The organism is Eisenbergiella sp. OF01-20 (genome assembly GCF_003478085.1).
Classification (GTDB): domain Bacteria; phylum Bacillota; class Clostridia; order Lachnospirales; family Lachnospiraceae; genus Eisenbergiella.
In genome coordinates this window covers 28,851-45,636 of record NZ_QUES01000023.1, presented here as the reverse complement: position 1 = coordinate 45,636, position 16,786 = coordinate 28,851, and the positions used below count along the sequence as shown (strand labels likewise).

Here is a 16,786-nt window from a genome sequence, read left to right as displayed (position 1 = left end):
AAAAAGCAGTGAACAATAAAAATGTTTTGTGCTATACTTTTTGTATCATATTGGGGATGGTAATAATTATGAAATTAATGTTTTTGGAAGCTTTGCAAGCTTATTATGCCCCTGTTGTCCTGCTTCTCTTTTTTTCTATTATTTTAGTAACCGATCAGCTTCTGACACGTCAGGAAAAGAACTTGTTTTTGATGGAGCTTGGAGTAGTAGGTCTGATGCTTTTTTCCACCTGGGTGGATCGCTGTGTCAGCCCCATTACGACAGGAGAATGGTGGCGCCTGCGTTTTTTAACAAGCGCGATGCAGTTTGCAGCGGCTCCTCTTTCGCCGCTGGTACTGTTGTGGATATACAGGCGTAACCAGCTTGTCCGTATGGGATGGCTGCAGTGCCTGCCGGCAATAGTTAACGCGCTGTTATCGTTAGGAAGCTTCTGGACGGGGCAGGTGCTTTGGGTGGCGCCTGGAAACATTTATAGCAGAGGGCCGCTATTTTTACTGCCTTTTTTTTCATCAGCCTTTTATGTAGCCTTTATTTTATATACGGCCTCACGGCAGGAGACGCCCGGACGCAGGCTGGAGACAATATTCCTGCTCTGTGCGGGGATAGCAATTGCAGGTGCCTGTGCTCTTGAAATCGTGTTTGTCATCCGTTACATGATATGGAGTACCACAGCTGTAATGCTGTTGACCTACTTTTTGCTGATTACTATTTTAAAGGTATTGTTCGACTCACATACAGGGATTTACAGCCGCTTGGCCTATACAAAGAGGCTGGAATCCATAGGGAATGGGCAGTCTGTCACCCTGGCTATGATAGATATGAACGGGCTGAAAGCGATTAACGATTCTTATGGCCACGAGGCGGGGGATCAGGCTATTATAAGTGTATCTCAGGCTTTGTTGTCCATTCCTGTACAGGGAAAGAAGCTTTACCGCTATGGAGGAGATGAGTTCATCATAGTGGTCGGCAGGTGGTGCAGGGAGGAATTGGAGGATGAGTTAAAGCTGATTGCGTCAAACTGCGGTAAAGTGAACGCAATTACGCTTTCCTTCGCTTACGGGGTTATAGAATACCGGGATGGAGATCTGCATAAGGCTACGGAGGAAATGGATCGTTACATGTATAATAATAAAATGAAAATGAAAGCGGCCCAAAAAGGTTCCGACGGCAAAAAGGATGCCTGATTGTATTTTGCATTTTCAGGGCAGTTATTTATGGGTGCCCGGCGGGTTTTTCCTTTGCAAAAACAGGGACAGTATCATATAATAAAAACAGATTCCCGGCACACATCGGCAGCGGAATGCATTCGCTGGATCAGCAGACACGGAAAGGAAGGTCTATATGGGATTAATCAGAGCGGCAGTACAGTCGGCAGCATCGGTAATGGCGGATCAGTGGGAAGAGTATTTTTATTGTGATTCGATTCCGGCCAATATCCTTGCGGTAAAAGGAAGCAGGAAAACCTCCAAAAGAGGTTCCAATAAAAAAGGAAGCGATAACATCATCTCCAACGGATCGGTCATCGCGGTCAATGAAGGGCAGTGTATGATGATCGTGGATCAGGGAAAGGTAGTGGATGTCTGTGCGCAGCCAGGTGAATACGTTTACGATACGTCCAGCGAACCTTCAGTATTTTTCGGGGATCTGGGGGAGAATGTGAGGCGCTCCTTTGAAACCTTCGGCATCCGGTTCGCATTTGGCGGGGAAGCACCCAAGGATCAGAGGGTATACTTCTTCAATACAAAAGAAATTGTGGGAAATAAATACGGAACGGCGAATCCGGTGCCCTTCCGGGTGGTAGACAGGAATATCGGGCTGGATATCGATATAGCGATCCGCTGCCACGGGGAGTATTCCTACCGGATTGTGGATCCTATCTGTTTTTATGTGAATGTATGCGGAAATGTGGAAGGGGCTTATTCCAGGGAGAATCTGGACAGCCAGCTGAAAAGTGAGCTGATGACAGCTCTGCAGCCTGCCTTTGCGAGGATTTCGGATATGGGGATCCGTTACAGCTCGCTGCCGGGCCATACGGATGAAATAGCATCCGCCCTGAATACGGTTCTTTCGGAAAAATGGGTGAAGCTTCGGGGAATTGCCCTGGCTTCCTTCGGGGTAAGCAGCGTGAAAGCCTCGGAAGAGGATGAAGATATGATCAAGCAGCTGCAGAAGGCGGCTGTGCTCCGGGATCCCAATATGGCGGCGGCAACCATTACCGGTGCGCAGGCAGACGCTATGAAGACGGCCGCGGGTAATAAAGCCACCGGCCCCATGATGGCCTTTGCAGGGATGAATATGGCAGCTAACGCGGGCGGAATCAATGCCGGGCAGCTTTTTGAAATGGGACAGCAGAACCGGCAGCAGGAGACTTTGGCAGGGACAGCGGCCGGCAGGCAGGACAATACGGCAGGAAGCTGGAACTGCAGCTGCGGTGCCGCCGGAAATACCGGAAAATTCTGTTCCGAGTGCGGAAAGCCCAGGCCTTGGGAGAATGGCTGGGTATGTTCCTGCGGAGCGGTAAACAAAGGCAGGTTCTGTTCCGAATGCGGCAAACAGAAACCGGCAGGAGCCAGGCTTTACAAGTGTGACAAATGCGGATGGGAGCCGGAGGATCCGGCGCATCCCCCCAAATTCTGTCCGGAGTGCGGCGATCCCTTCGATGACGGCGATATAAGATAAGGTATCAATGGATAAAAAGAAAGCAGAAAGATGCAGGCGGAAGAACGACAGCGTTTCCGGCAGGCACATCATTCTGCTTTCTTTTTTTCGGGATCTCTGTTCCCGGCGTTATTGTCCGCGCAAAAAGGAAAAGAGGTCAACGTATGAAGTTGGTGGTATTTCCTGTTTCCGGGAGCGGAACGGCGATCCCCGCTTTTTTACCGGCTTCGATACAATGCAGCAGCCAGGCCATGTTGCGGGCCAGATTTCGCATCGTCTGAAGGCCTTCTTTATCCTGAAGCACTTCCTCCGGGGTATTCCCATGGACCATATTCCAGTAGGAGGAACCTACCAGAGGCATGTTGGATATGGTAAAATATTTATTCAGCTGATCAAGGGTGGCGGTGGAGCCGGCACGGCGGCAGCTGGCGACTGCGGCGCCGGGTTTATACACCATATTCGCTTTCCCCGCATAGAACATCCGATCCAGGAAGGAAGTGACAGCGCCGCCTGCGGATGCATAATGGACGGGGGAACCAAAGATAAAACCATCCGCCCGGGATGCTTTTTCTATTGCCGTGTTAACGGTATCCTCAAAGATACATCTGCCCTTTCCGGCACAGCCGCCGCAGCCCATACAGCCCCGTACCGGAGCGGTGCCCACATGGAAAATTTCGGAATCGATCCCGCATTCCTTCAGCTCAGAAGCGATTTCCGAAAGGGCGGTGTAAGTACAGCCCTTTTCATGAGGGCTTCCGTTGATTAATAAAACTTTCATTATTTATGTACTCCTGTCCACGTAATTGTTGGTCCGTATAAAAGATTTCCGGATACGAAAATAACTCCCCGGGCCACATGGATATGAGGTGCGGGAGCCGGTGTCACTTATAGTATATGCATCATTGGAAAAAAATTCAACACAAAACCCGTCTGGGGGTCATAGGGACGTGTTATCGATGCAGGCATCCTTTTTCCAGTCTGAGCAGTCCGGTTCCCCGGCATCTACCTGCGTTGCCATTTTCTGCAGAAGCTCGAGTTCACTGTTAAAGGAACAGACGCCGCTTTCTGTCTGCAGCACTCCCTGCCAGCTGTGATGTGCATCGGCGGATATGGTTATTTTAAAGGTATGTTCCATTAAGCATCACTGCTCCTTTTCTTCTATTTTCCTGTTTTCCGTAATCAGCTCCATGAGCCGGGACAATGCCTGCTCCATCTTTTGCTCCGAGACCGGCTTTCTGCAAAAGAATGGGACGCACAGGCGGTATGCCTGAAGCCCAAAATCCAAATCAGAAAACCATATGATTTTACGGGATAAAAGTCTTGCGCTGGTAATGGTGTTCAAGCCGTCCACACCGTCCTGGGCTATGATTACAATATCCGGAAAAGCGTGCGTTACGATACTCTCAAGCTCCTGCCAGTCTGCACAGCCGGTTATGTGTGCCTTTATATTTTTCCCTTCAAAACAATGCCGGGCGGATTCCATGAGCAGATCCCGCTCCGCGGCATTGCCGTCACAGACAATCGTATTCCACATAGGTTCCCTCCTTTCCGGTATGCGTGCTCTCTTATTATTAAAATAGTAGAATACGGAAAGATAAGCAATAAGGTGGCCGGAACTTGTAATTTTTGGCCGGATTTTGCGTTGCAGCCGTGGTGCGGTTCCTGTAAAATGATAAGTGTAATACCAGGCTTGGGAACAGAGAGGGGAATGGGGACATGAGAGTCGCTGTCATTGACGACTTATACCTTGGCAGAGAGGAAATACGGAAATGTTTGTGCCGATATCTGAATGAAAGTTATGCAGGGGAAACGCCTGTGATAGATGATTTTTCCAGCGGGGAGGATTTTTTGTCCTGTTTTATGCCGGAAGTATGGGATATGATATTTATCGATCAATATATGCCGGGGCTTTCCGGAATTGAAACTGCGCAGAAGATCAGGGAAAAGGATAAACTGGCGGCGCTGGTGTTTGTTACCACCAGTCAAAGTCATGCTGTTGAGAGCTACGGTGTGCGTGCATGCGGATATCTGGTAAAGCCTTACGAGTATGAAGCCTTTAAAAAGACTATGGATCTGGCAGGAGTTGGTAAAATACGGGATGCGCGGTTCCTCTGTGTGGAGCAGGAAAAAATCCTCCTGCGTGAAATCCTCTGGTGTGACAGGGACGAGCATTATATCCAGATTCACACGGACAGGCGGGGTATCCTGCGGTTCCGCATATCCATCAGTGAGCTGAGCTGTCTGTTGGCGGCCTTTCCTCAGTTCCTGAATTGTTATAAGGGGTGTATCGTCAATGCGGAACGGGTGGAGCGGATTGACGGATTGGATTTCCTGATGGATACAGGAGTGAGAATACCATTTGCCAGACGGGAGAAAAAGAAGCTGGAAGCGTTATTCAGTGCTTATCTGTTCCGGCGGGAAAGGGAGGATGTTCTGCTATGATGAGGTTTATGGATACACTGATGGTACTGCTGTTCCCCTTTCTGGATGCCATCCCCTTTACACTGCCGCGTTACTGGCTGTTCCGTGACAGGCTCCGCCTTCCCTTCCGGTATATCGTCCTGCTGCAGTTCGTCGTCTCGTCGGTATACAGCGGTGTATTTTATGTGATCAACCAGGGCGGTTATGAGATGGCAGTGAAGTGGACGACGATTACCCGCTACTGTTTTCTTCTGCTTTTCCTGGGCTTTGCGTTCCTGCTGATCCGGGACAGTTTCCCTAAACTGATGTTTACCTGGCTGCTGTTTCTGGCGTGGCAGTTTTTTGTGCTCGGCAATGCCAACTTTATCGAAAGCCGGTTTTTTTATGAATTCTCTGACAGGCACCCATACATGGTCTATAATATCGCCCGTATAATCGTTTACCTGATAACCTTTCCGTTCCTGTCCCATTTTTTCAGCCATACCATAGCTGACGCGCTGAAAATGGACAATAAGGCCATGTGGCGGCATCTGTGGAAAATCCCTTTGTTTTCCACCCTGTTCGGTATGCTCTACTGTACGGTAACGGAGGTATATGCCTTCGCCTCCTGGCAGTTTCTGGTATCCCGTTATCTCATGCTGCTGGGCGCCTGCTATGTGTCTTATGTGGCATTTGAAGTGCTGGAAGTCTCCCATGCCCGGACGCAGCTGGAAGAAGCCCTGAAGTATGCGGACAGGAGCCTGCAGGTCCAGAAAAAGCAGTTTGACGCGCTGGCCTCCCACAGGGACGAAATGCGCAGAGCACGCCATGATCTGCGGCAGCATCTGGCCGTGGTGCAGTCATATATTGACAGGGAGGATAAGGAGGGGCTTGCGGATTACATTGATCTTTATAGAAACCAGCTGCCCCCTGATACAAGGGAACGGTACTGCGTAAATGACGCAGTGAATGCCATAGTCTGTTATTATGCGTCTTTGGCCCGGGACGGCGGAATTGAGTTCGAGGCGGGCGTGGATTATCCCCGGGACTGTCCGGTATCCGATACGGATATTACCGTACTTTTGGGGAATCTTCTGGAAAATGCGGTGGAGGCCTGCCGGAGGGAGACGGCGGAACGGAGGTTTATAAGGCTCAGGTTGAAAAGGAGGGGCGGTTCATCGCTGCTGATCCTGACGGACAACACCTGCACGGCGCAGGTCGGGTTTGAACAGGGGATACCCCTATCTTCGAAAAGGGAAGGGACCGGAATCGGAACGGCTTCCGTGCGGGAGCTTGCAGCCCGTTACGGGGGGACGGTGGAATTTGCGCAGAAAGACGGCGTATTTTACGCTTCCGTATTATTAAAAACGGTTCCGGAAACCTTCGCAGATGACGTGAAACATGTCTGAAACCCAGTGTTTATGCGCCTTTTTTATCTTATTACAATCTTAATGCCAGATAGGGAATCTTAAGACTATCTTAATGCCGGGGATGCTATGCTTAAGCTAAGAAAAGAGTTTAGGCTGGCATCCTTTTTCCGTGACGGAAGCAATGTACACGCCGGAAAAAAGGCGAGGAGGCGATTATGAAATGACCATTTTCACAAATATTTTATTACTGGCCGCGTTAACGGCTTATCTGCTCATCGTAGGTTTCGTGTTTACCGGGCAGATGAATGACATTGTAAAAGGCTACCGTTTCAGGCCCAAGGATGCGGTGCCGGATGATGATTATGAGGTCCTGATTGGCGGGGAAGGGGAACTGGCAATCCTGTTTGAAGAAAAGCTGAAAGAGAACGGTGTCAGCTGCCTGCGGATTCCCGAATTTGACGACAGGGCGAGGGAAGAGCTGATGGCGGTGTCCTCCCGCTGGCATGAGGTGGCGGGTGCGCCGGGAATGGCGGTGTTTGCCCTGGATGGTTCGGATTACCATAACCTTCTGCTGTGCGGTATGGCAAACCGTATGGCCGGGGCGGAGCAGTTATATGGGATCTGCAATGAATCGGGAAACCGGGGGATTTTCCTGGAAAACCGCATACGGGTTCTGGAAAAGGCAGGGGCAACCCCGGAAGGGCTTTATCATCTGTTTATCAGACAGTATGCCGGCAACGGATAACTGCACGCCCGGAATCTCCGCCGTCATGTCCGAAGGGGGAGGCGGCTCCCGGAAGAAATAAAGCAAAAGGAAAAGGATAAGGAAATGTTTCATTATATCAGAAATAAATTGACACAAGCGCAGATTATTGCTTTGGGATATTTTCTGGTAATTGGTTTGGGGACGCTCGTCCTGATGCTTCCCATTGCCACGAAAAGCGGTGAGATGGCTACGCCCCTTACCGCTTTGTTTACGGCAACCAGCGCTACCTGCGTGACCGGGCTTGTTGTGGTGGACACGGCTTCCTACTGGAGTCTGTTCGGGCAGTGTGTGATTCTGCTTATGATACAGGTGGGCGGTTTGGGCTTTATGACCATCGGTGTATTGTTCGCCATGTTCCTGAATAAAAAGATATCCCTTAAGACAAGGGGAATCCTGCAGGAGAGTATGAATACCAGCCAGGTGGGCGGAGTGGTGCGCCTGGTGCGCAAGGCACTTATCGGTACGGCGTTGATTGAGCTGACCGGGGCATTGCTGCTTATGATCCGGTTTGTACCGGAGTTCGGAATCCTTCGGGGGATTTACTTCGGTATTTTCCATGCGGTTTCCGCGTTCTGTAATGCGGGCTTCGATTTGATGGGGACCAGCAAAGGGCCTTATTCTTCCTTTACCGCCTATGCGGACGACACACTGATCAATGTCACGATCATGGCATTGATTGTGGTGGGCGGTATCGGGTTCTTTGTATGGGATGATATCTGCAGGAATAAATTTCATATTAAAAAATATAAGCTGCATACCAAAATAGTTCTTTCCTGTACGGCAATACTTATAACAGGCGGCGCTCTTTTTATTTATCTGTTTGAAAAAGACGGCCTGATGGCAGGGATGTCCGGCAAGGAAATCGTACTTACCTCCGCATTCAGCTCCGTGACAGCAAGGACGGCGGGTTTTAATACCATAGATACGGCGGGCCTTACCACCAGTTCCAAAATGCTTACCGTGCTCTTAATGTTCATCGGGGGAAGCCCCGGATCCACAGCGGGAGGTATTAAAACCACCACCATCGTGGTTCTTTTGATTTATGTATGGTCCAACCTCAGAGGGGCCAGAGGATGCAATATCTTTGAACGCAGGCTGGAGGACGATGCGGTGAGAAAAGCCAGCGACGTGGCGGTAATCAGCCTGTTTATGGCTATTGTGGCATCCATAGCCATACCCTATTTCCAGCCTCATCTTTTAATGGAGGATGTGGTGTTTGAGGTGTTCTCCGCTATCGGTACCGTAGGGATGTCCACGGGAATTACCCGGGATCTGAGCGCTGCCAGCCGTATTATCATTGTCCTCTTGATGTATTGCGGGCGGATCGGCAGCATGTCCTTTGCCCTGTCCTTTATGGAACGGAAAAAAGTGGCCCCGGTGAAGCTGCCGGAAGAAAAAGTAATGATAGGATAAAGGTTAACTATGAAAACAGTACTGATTATAGGAATGGGACGGTTTGGGCAGCATTTGTGCCGTAAAATGCTGCAGTTGAATAATGAAGTCATGATTGTGGATCAAAGGGAGGAAGCCATGGAGGATCTGCTTCCTCTGGTTACCAATGCCAAAATAGGGGACTGTACCAATGAAGAAGTGCTGCACAGCCTGGGGGTGGGAAATTTCGATCTCTGCTTTGTCTGTATCGGCACCAATTTCCAGAGCAGCCTGGAAATTACCAGCCTTTTGAAGGAGGCGGGGGCCAGGCATGTGATAAGCAAGGCGACCCGTGATATCCAGGCCAAGTTCCTGCTCCGCAACGGCGCGGACGCGGTGGTTTATCCGGAAAAAGATATTGCGGAGAGGATAGCGGTCAGGTACTCCGCGGATAATGTATTTGATTACATTGAACTGGACGAGGAATATTCCATCTATGAAATTCCGCCTTTGCGGGAATGGGTGGGGAAAACCATCGGGGAAGTGGATTTCCGGGCCAGGCTGAACAGCAGCATCATAGGCACCAGGCTCAACGGAATCACCAGTTTTCTGCCGGGAGCCGACCATGTATTCCGGGCGGAAGAGCATCTGATGGTCATCGGAAAGAAAAAAGATATTGATAAAATTCTCAAACATCTATAAAATAAGGGGATAACGATAACTGGCGGAACCCTTTACAGGAGTTAATCCGCAGGAGGTTTGGGAGGATTTATTGTGAAAAAGAAAATGGAAAGGTATTTCGGAATGCATCAAATCCGGTATGCCGGCCGCCTGGCCGGTATTATGCTCATTACCTCTCTGTTTTCTTTTTTGCTGCATTGGCTGGGGATAGGAAAGGAAAATATTCTGATGCTGTTCATTGTGGGGGTGCTTCTGGTGGCCTACTGCACGAACGGCTATCCGTATGGGGTGACCGCTTCGGTGGTGAGCGTGATGGTTTTTAATTATCTGTTCACGGAGCCGGTGCGGACTTTTTCTATTTCCAACCAGGATGATGTCATCCTTCTGCTCTTTTTCCTGGTGGCGGCATTGATTTCCTCCAATCTGACGGTCCGGTTCCGCAAGCAGGTGGAAGTTGCCCGGAAGAACGAGCAGCTGGCGGAGCAGCTGACCATGGAGCAGGAGCGGATTAAGTTCGCCATGGAAAAGGAACAGATGCGCAGCAATCTTCTGCGCAGTATCTCCCATGATCTGCGTACGCCTCTCACCGGTATTGCCGGGGCCAGCAGCCTGATAGCGGAGTCGGGGGACAAGATGGATCCGGACAGCATCATGAGCCTGGGAAAAGATATCAATGAACAGGCGGACTGGCTGATCCAGCTGGTGGAGAATATATTGAACATGACGAAAATCGACAGCGGTAAGCTGGTGGTGGAGAAGAAGCCGGAGGCCGTGGAGGATGTGATCACCAATGCCCTGGCTTATGTGAAGGGCAGAAGAAAGCTGCGCCGGGTGGAAATCGACATTCCTGAAGAAATGCTTCTGGTGGAAATGGACGGGAAAATGATTGTCCAGGTGCTGGTTAATATCTTGGATAATGCGATAAAGCATACCAGGGAGGACGGGGTTATACTCATTAAGGCCGAAACCGATGAAAAGGGTGTGTGGTTTTATGTGGAGGATAACGGGACAGGTATTGAAGCGGAAATAAAGGATCGGATATTTGATGAGTTTGTAACCTTCCGCCCGGTCAGCCGGGATACCGGAAAGGGGATAGGCCTGGGACTGGCTATCTGCAAAGCGATTGTGACCGCCCACGGCGGGCGCATTGAAGCCGCCAACAGGGAAGAAGGAGGCGCAAGCTTCCGGTTTTTCCTGCCCTTTGGAGCAAAATGAACGGAAAGGAAAACAGACCATGGAAGGTATGGAAAAGGAAGTGACCGTCCTGATTGTGGAGGACGATAAATATATATCCAATTTTATCTGTATGAGCCTGAAGCAGGAGGGCTATCATTATCTGAAGGCGGACACGGGAAGAGAGGCCATTGGCCTGAGCTATGCCAATAACCCGGATGTGGTGATTTTGGATCTCGGCCTTCCGGATATGGATGGAATGGAAGTGATAGAGCATATCCGCAGCAATTCGGATAAGCCGATAATTGTGGTTTCCGCCAGACAGGAGGAGTCGGAAAAAATCAGGGCGCTGGATCTGGGAGCGGATGATTATGTGGTAAAGCCCTTTCATATGGGAGAGCTTCTGGCGCGCATCCGGGTAGCTATCCGGAAGGCGGAGCAGACCGGCGGCGGAAACGAGTTGGGGGAAAGCTTTGCATGCGATTACCTGTTAATCGATTTTGTGAAGCGTATGGTATTTATAGATGGAAAGGAAATCCATGTAACCCCTATTGAATATAAGCTTCTTACCCTTTTGGTGAGCAACCGGGGGAAGGTTCTGACTCATAATTATATCCAGAATAAGATATGGGGCTATGGAGAAGGCGGGGATCCCAACAGCCTGCGGGTGTTTATGGCAACCCTGCGCCGGAAAATAGAGAAGGATACCACCAATCCCCGGTTTATTATCACGGAGGTAGGGGTGGGCTACCGGTTTTCGGAATGAGAGACAGGCGCCGGGCAGCCGGGATGCTGCCATTAGGGGGAAGGGTATGGAGAAGAAGCTGCTGGCGGATCTGGAAGAAAGCTATGGCCTGCGGTGCGGGGAGATAACCCCAGTTACGGGGGGCTGGTTAAATAAAAAATGGAAGGTAAGCAGCAGCAGAGGCACCTTACTGGTTAAACAATACAGCTATGAGCGGTTTACCCAAAAGCGGTTGGAGCAGATAGAATCGGCACTTTTGAGGCAAATCCTTCTGGAGGAAAACGGAATCCCCTGCCCTCACATCCTGACCTGTCAGGGCCGTGCGATACGCTATGCGGATGCGGATACGGCATATATGGTCATGGATTACCGTACGGGGAAATCGGAGAACCGGGAAACGGTAACCGCGGATCAGATGGAGAGTCTGGGGAGCGTAAGCGCCCTCATGCGCAGGGAGTTCGCCAAACTGCCTCTTTCGGAGGTACAGGGATATCCCATCGACAGCCGAAAGTTTTACGGTTCCCTGTGGGATAATTTTTATGCCCGGGCGGCTGAACTGACGTCGGATACACCGGAGGAATATAAAAAGGCGGTATTGGGCCAGGAGATCATTCTGAAGCAGCTAACGCCCGCCTTTTTCGACAGGCTTTCCCGGGGAATTGCCCATGAGGATTTTACTCCTGACAATATGCTTTTCCATACCAGGGAGGTATCGGCTATCCTGGATTTTGACCGTAACCAATACGGGTTTATTTTACATGATATCGGCAGGGCTTTTCTTTCCTTTGCGTTAACGGAGGAAGGGATAGACAGAGGGAAGGTGGATGCCTTTTGGCGGGGTTATACCCAATATCTGCCGCTCACCGGGGAAGATATTGTGGATTCCCTGAAAATCGCCTGGTGCGTGGAAGTGCCGTGGTGGATTCAGGCGGCCGTTTTTTCCGGGGGAGAGGAGAAGATCACGCGATTCAAGGAAGAAATCGTATGGGTGGAAAAGAACTGGTTTGAGCTGCCGGCTTTGCTCGGCCTCTGACGATAAGATACAAAGATAATGGCATGGTACACTGGTACCATGCCATTATTCCCGGGCGGAAAGAAATTCCAGAACCCGGCTGTTAAAATCCTTTGCTTCCTCATAGACCATATGCCCCAGCTCAGGGTAAATTACCAGCTGGCTATGGGGGATGCCGGCAGCGACGGCGGGGACGGCCCGGGTGCCTACGATCCGGTCGTTTCCCCCGCCAATAACAAGTGTGGGGCAGGTGATCTTACCCAGCGCATCCAGCGAATCATGGGTAAGGCAGGCGTTCGCCTGTATGAGGAAACGGGAAAAATCCTTTGGCCTGCCGATGAGGCCGAGGAAGGGGTAAAGCCGCCTGTATTTCTTCAGATATTCTTCGGAATAAGAGCGTTCCGCCGTATCAATAAGCAGATGCTTGTAATCCCCTTCCCGGGCCATCGTGATCCAGCGGCTGACCACGTTTTGGAGCGTTTTGTTCTGCCCCGGGGAAGTCACCGCTAATACCAGCTTTTCCACTGCTTCCGGGTAGTCGGCGGTCAGATGCTGGGCGATCATCCCGCCCTGGGAAATCCCTATCACCGCAGCGCCGGTAATCCCCAGCCGATCCATGGCTTCCTTCTGGTCCCGGGCCATGTCTTTTGTGGTATAACCCATTTCCATCCTGTTTTTCCGGCTGAAAACATATACCTTATAATCCCTGGCATATTCCCGGTACAGCATGGCAAAGGGGATAGCCGTTCCTTTTGCTGTTTTCAAACCGTCTCCCAGGCCGGGTATCATAATGAGGTTTTTTGGCCCGCTGCCGAAGGAGATATAGTCCATTTGGGTACTGCCTATTGGTACAGAGCTGTTTCTGGCATGATAAAACATGAGAATCTATCCTCCGTTTGTATTGGATATGGCTGTCCTTTTATCGTGCCTTGGAAAGCCGCCTGTTATTCCTGTTTCTTTTTAATGGAAAGCAGTACCACAATGATTACCACTACGAGAACCAGCAGGACACAGGATGCGACAAGGACGACGGCAATGGTTTTGTTTTCCGAAGTCTTTGTGATTTCCTGGGTGGTAAGATCCTTTGAAGGTGCGGTCTCCGGCGCTTCGGAGGATTCCTCCGCCGTTTCCGAAGGTGTTTCCGTTTCCGTTGCTTCTGTTTCGCTCTCCTCCTCCGATTCTGTTTCGGTCCCTTTATCCTTGGAAGTGGGAGTATAGTTGGTATTATTGGAGGAAGGGGCGCTTATTTCCCACGAGTTACCGCCGCCGGAGTTGGAACTGCCGGAGGAGCCGGATCCGGAAGGGGCCGGAGGAGGCGTGGTCAGCGCGGCATTCACCTTGGCATACAATTCGCTCAGCAGGGACAGCGGATAATAAACGCGGCCTTTTTCATAGGCGAGAGCCGTCTGCGCCGGTATCATGACCGGTTTTCCCCCGTCCCACCTTACGATCAGCGCCACCTTGGGATTCTCCCGAAGGGCGGCCATGACCGATTCCGGCATCTTATCGTAGGTTACCGCATTGACGTTTACCGTATCCCCCGCTTTTGCTTTTTTAATAAGACTCGTTACATTATCCCAGAAGTCCTTTTCATAATCAGGGACATAGGTATTGGAGGAAGCGTTGTTGTCATCATGCTTCTTATCCGATGAGGAATTGTTCTGGTTGGAGGAATTGTGGGGATCCTCCGCTTTTTTTACATCCTGATAAAGGACGGTAAAAATGGAAAAACGCTCCGTGGTAACGGTTATGGTTTTGCCGCTGCTGTCCTTATTCGAAAGGATATCCGCATCGGTACGGGCTTTCCCTTCATTATGGATGGCAGCTACATAAAAGGTACGTTCATAGCCGGAGGCCGGGGCTTTGATACCCTTGGGAAGAGGAAATTTCATGGTAAGGGGAAAATCTGATTCCGTAAGGGTGAAGCTGTTAGTCGTACCTGATTGGGTGATTATCTTTTTTAAGTCAATACTATAACTATCCGCAATGATGCCATCTTTTTTCTTTGCAAGTATCAGGTCCCTTTGCTGCGTACTTAAATTTATGTTACCGCTCACATTAATTTGTATGCTGAAGTTTGAAATCGTCCCGTCCTTCAACCCTTTGGCTTCATCCAAAGTCATACTGTCTAAAAGCGCCGTATAATCCGATATGCTGACAGGGCCTTTGTTGTCGACGTCAAAGTCTATTTCAGAAAGCTTTGCGAAGGAACGGTAGAATGCAAGCAAAGTATCCTGAGACACGGAGGGAGTCCTGGTGGCGGACAGGGCTTCGTACTGGATTTTGGCATCCAGATAGACAGTCTCCTGTTCCGGAGTCATGGAATCTCCCTTGATTTCAGGAAGGCTGCGGAACACCTGATTGATATCATCGCTGTCCATTTGTTTAAAGGCGGCAGACAGCTTATGCTCCTGGGAATCCCCCGCAGGGACATTTTCTATTTTATACGTATTATCTTTCAGTTTACCTGTAATATCCACACCGTCAAAGGTAACCGTTCCCAGCTTATAGCCGGGATCCGGAGTAAAGGTAAAAAGGAGATCCTTTCCTTTTTCCGCGGTAACGGTGCCGTCAGGGGTCACCTTCCCTTTTCCGCTGACCTCTGCCAAAACGGTATAAAGGGAAGCGGCAGTACTCTGAAGGGATACTTTACCGGTAACGGTAGTGTAATTGATGTTATCCTTTGGGGTAAAGGTCCAGGAATACTCATTTTTCCCCTCACGTATCGGCTGGTTTTCGTCCCATGCAATGGTACCCGGCGTGCTCCCCTCCCCAAGGCTCAGATTGGGCAGCGGCCCCTCTGCAGGAATGGTGCCGGATGACACTACGGGTTTTACCACGGAGGATGCCTGTCTGATTTTTACTTTGTACTCATGGCTTTCCTCATAAAAAGGTTCATTTTCCCCTTTCACAAAAGCTTGTACTTTAACCTTACACATAAAATCAGAGGCATTTGTGAATTCTATGGTGTTCTTATCATAAACAGGTTCTTCATTCGTAATACCGGTATTGTCTGTCCAACTCCAGGTATAGCAGAAAACAACGTCCCCGTTCCCGGCATCCTTATCCGCCTTGGCCAGGGGATGGCTGGCAGTAACGGTAAGCGCCGCCGGCGATTTATCATAAGTCTTGTCAATGCCGTTTCCAAAACGGATGACAGGCTGCTCCATGGATTTTTGGGCGATCAGCAGATTCCCTTCAACAAGAGAAGAAGGAGTTACCGGAACGGACCAGTCCTTATCCGTGCTCCATTTCCATGTATATTCCCCGCCGGAGGAAGAGACTGGCAATTTATAATTCTTATTCACCGTCCAGGACTTATTATCCTTAAGCATGTAGGTGAGCGGCATATGATACAGGGCGGCTCTGGGTGTATCTATTACCGTACCGGCCTCATCCTGAAAAGAAAGGGTGAGAGGATAGGTGAGCTTGTCCCTGATGGAAAAAAGCTGTGAAAAAGTTTTATAAGACGCTTCGTCAGGACATATGGCGGCGATCAGTTTATTCATGCCGGCAAACGCATCGACACCGCTTTTGTTAAGGCTTTTGGGAAAATAGATATAGGAATACCCCGTGGAAGCAAAGGCATTATCCCCCACGGAAACAGGAGCCGATGGCAGGTGCAGGGAGCCGGTTAATCCGGTACAGCCCGCAAAAGCCCCGCTTCCAATCGTCTGGATAGCCGTACCGGAAAAATCCAGATCCGTAAAAGTGACATTATATGCAGCATATTGGGAAGACGCAAACGCATTGGGTCCGATTCCCTTAACGGCAGTCCCTCCTACGGAGGCGGGAAGCTTCAAAGACATTTTGGTTTGCCCCGCATCGGCCAATTCCTGAAGATATTTCGGATTGACCCCTGTAATCATACCATTGCTGTCGCAGATATATGGTTGTGTGGCTGCAGGCGTCCCGCCTGTGTTCACATCCGTACCTTCCTCTTCTCCCGTCTCGGAGGACGCTGTACCGGGGGCCTCTGACTCCGGCGACGTGGTACCCGCAGAAGGATTATCCGCCGTCCCGCCGTCCGGATTGTCGGCCAAAACGGTCAGATTCCCTGTCAACAATGTCAATACGGCGCTGATGGCCAATAGGGTGAAAACTCTTCTTAACCCCTTCATAATGATACCTCCCCTCATCGTGATAAAATAAGGTAAAATACTTCGTAACTGTTCAGCAGGTCAGCGCATTTACTGCGCTGACCGTAAGAAAGTGATTCAGGAGTGCAAAAATCCATCGCCGAAGGCGATTTAGGATGGATTTTTGCAGAGTAACTGTGAGGGTACTGAACAGTTACAATACTTCTTTATATAACCATTATGGGCTATATATCAACAAAAAACAATGAAGTAAATCTTAAGATTAGCATAAGAATTCATATTGTGTTACCATTCACGGCCCCTCTGCGCGCCGCCCCAGGGAAAAACCGGGCAGGCAAAACCACAGGGCGGCGCGCAGAGGGGCCGTGAATGATAACCAGGCAGCCGTTTTAATACAATTTTAACATCCTACCGATTTCTCTAACCCTATCTTTTTATCCGCTCTGTTATACTTCATGAAGTAATCACAAAGTTATGAGCGGCCGCGTCCGGCGGCGGAAGGGAGACAGA

At 50.0% G+C, this 16,786-nt stretch carries 15 protein-coding genes; 10 read left to right on the top strand and 5 right to left on the bottom strand.

Features of this window, described 5'->3' with window-relative positions; genetic code table 11:
- Nucleotides 1–68 precede the first annotated feature (68 nt).
- Nucleotides 69–1,184, top strand: coding sequence for a GGDEF domain-containing protein (locus DXA36_RS21895; protein ID WP_182479205.1), 1,116 nt, complete (start codon nt 69–71; stop codon nt 1,182–1,184).
- 157 nt (nt 1,185–1,341) lie between these two features.
- Entirely contained in the window at nt 1,342–2,679 is a 1,338-nt protein-coding gene (locus DXA36_RS21890) for an SPFH domain-containing protein (RefSeq protein WP_118681579.1), read from the top strand.
- A 136-nt stretch (nt 2,680–2,815) separates the two neighbouring features.
- Here the strand turns inward: DXA36_RS21890 and DXA36_RS21885 are convergent, their stop codons facing one another.
- The 3 genes from DXA36_RS21885 to DXA36_RS21875 form a co-directional block, all read right to left on the bottom strand.
- The gene (locus tag DXA36_RS21885; protein ID WP_118681578.1) at nt 2,816–3,436 is read right to left on the bottom strand and encodes a flavodoxin family protein; all 621 of its coding nucleotides are present in this window, start codon (nt 3,434–3,436) and stop codon (nt 2,816–2,818) included.
- Nucleotides 3,437–3,595: 159 nt separating this feature from the next.
- Nucleotides 3,596–3,793, bottom strand: coding sequence for a hypothetical protein (locus DXA36_RS21880; RefSeq protein WP_118681577.1), 198 nt, complete (start codon nt 3,791–3,793; stop codon nt 3,596–3,598).
- A 6-nt stretch (nt 3,794–3,799) separates the two neighbouring features.
- A complete protein-coding gene (locus tag DXA36_RS21875; protein ID WP_118681576.1) occupies nt 3,800–4,192 on the bottom strand; it encodes a hypothetical protein in 393 nt (130 codons plus the stop codon).
- A 182-nt stretch (nt 4,193–4,374) separates the two neighbouring features.
- On the opposite strand from DXA36_RS21875, the gene DXA36_RS21870 reads away from it, so the two are divergent.
- From DXA36_RS21870 to DXA36_RS21835, 8 genes are all read left to right on the top strand, one after another.
- Nucleotides 4,375–5,100, top strand: coding sequence for a LytR/AlgR family response regulator transcription factor (locus tag DXA36_RS21870; RefSeq protein ID WP_118681575.1), 726 nt, complete (start codon nt 4,375–4,377; stop codon nt 5,098–5,100).
- The gene (locus DXA36_RS21865; protein WP_118681574.1) at nt 5,097–6,467 is read left to right on the top strand and encodes an ATP-binding protein; all 1,371 of its coding nucleotides are present in this window, start codon (nt 5,097–5,099) and stop codon (nt 6,465–6,467) included. Before DXA36_RS21870 ends, DXA36_RS21865 begins: the two co-directional genes overlap by 4 nt.
- Before the next feature lie 181 nt (nt 6,468–6,648).
- Nucleotides 6,649–7,173, top strand: coding sequence for a hypothetical protein (locus tag DXA36_RS21860; protein WP_147366634.1), 525 nt, complete (start codon nt 6,649–6,651; stop codon nt 7,171–7,173).
- 84 nt (nt 7,174–7,257) lie between these two features.
- Nucleotides 7,258–8,607 (top strand): TrkH family potassium uptake protein, encoded by a 1,350-nt coding sequence (locus tag DXA36_RS21855; protein ID WP_118681572.1) that lies wholly within the window; start codon nt 7,258–7,260, stop codon nt 8,605–8,607.
- A gap of 9 nt (nt 8,608–8,616) precedes the next feature.
- Entirely contained in the window at nt 8,617–9,267 is a 651-nt protein-coding gene (locus DXA36_RS21850; protein WP_118681571.1) for a potassium channel family protein, read from the top strand.
- A gap of 72 nt (nt 9,268–9,339) precedes the next feature.
- Nucleotides 9,340–10,461 (top strand): sensor histidine kinase, encoded by a 1,122-nt coding sequence (locus DXA36_RS21845; RefSeq protein ID WP_243114710.1) that lies wholly within the window; start codon nt 9,340–9,342, stop codon nt 10,459–10,461.
- A 28-nt stretch (nt 10,462–10,489) separates the two neighbouring features.
- Nucleotides 10,490–11,185: a response regulator gene (locus DXA36_RS21840; RefSeq protein WP_118681620.1), complete on the top strand. Its 696-nt coding sequence runs from the start codon at nt 10,490–10,492 to the stop codon at nt 11,183–11,185.
- 46 nt (nt 11,186–11,231) lie between these two features.
- On the top strand, nt 11,232–12,197 hold the full coding sequence (locus DXA36_RS21835; RefSeq protein ID WP_118681570.1) for a phosphotransferase: 966 nt from the start codon (nt 11,232–11,234) through the stop codon (nt 12,195–12,197).
- A 45-nt stretch (nt 12,198–12,242) separates the two neighbouring features.
- Here the strand turns inward: DXA36_RS21835 and DXA36_RS21830 are convergent, their stop codons facing one another.
- Together DXA36_RS21830 and DXA36_RS21825 are read right to left on the bottom strand one after the other, a co-directional pair.
- Nucleotides 12,243–13,007 (bottom strand): alpha/beta fold hydrolase, encoded by a 765-nt coding sequence (locus DXA36_RS21830; protein ID WP_330425088.1) that lies wholly within the window; start codon nt 13,005–13,007, stop codon nt 12,243–12,245.
- Nucleotides 13,008–13,120: 113 nt separating this feature from the next.
- On the bottom strand, nt 13,121–16,297 hold the full coding sequence (locus DXA36_RS21825) for a leucine-rich repeat domain-containing protein (protein ID WP_182479204.1): 3,177 nt from the start codon (nt 16,295–16,297) through the stop codon (nt 13,121–13,123).
- Nucleotides 16,298–16,786 lie beyond the last annotated feature (489 nt).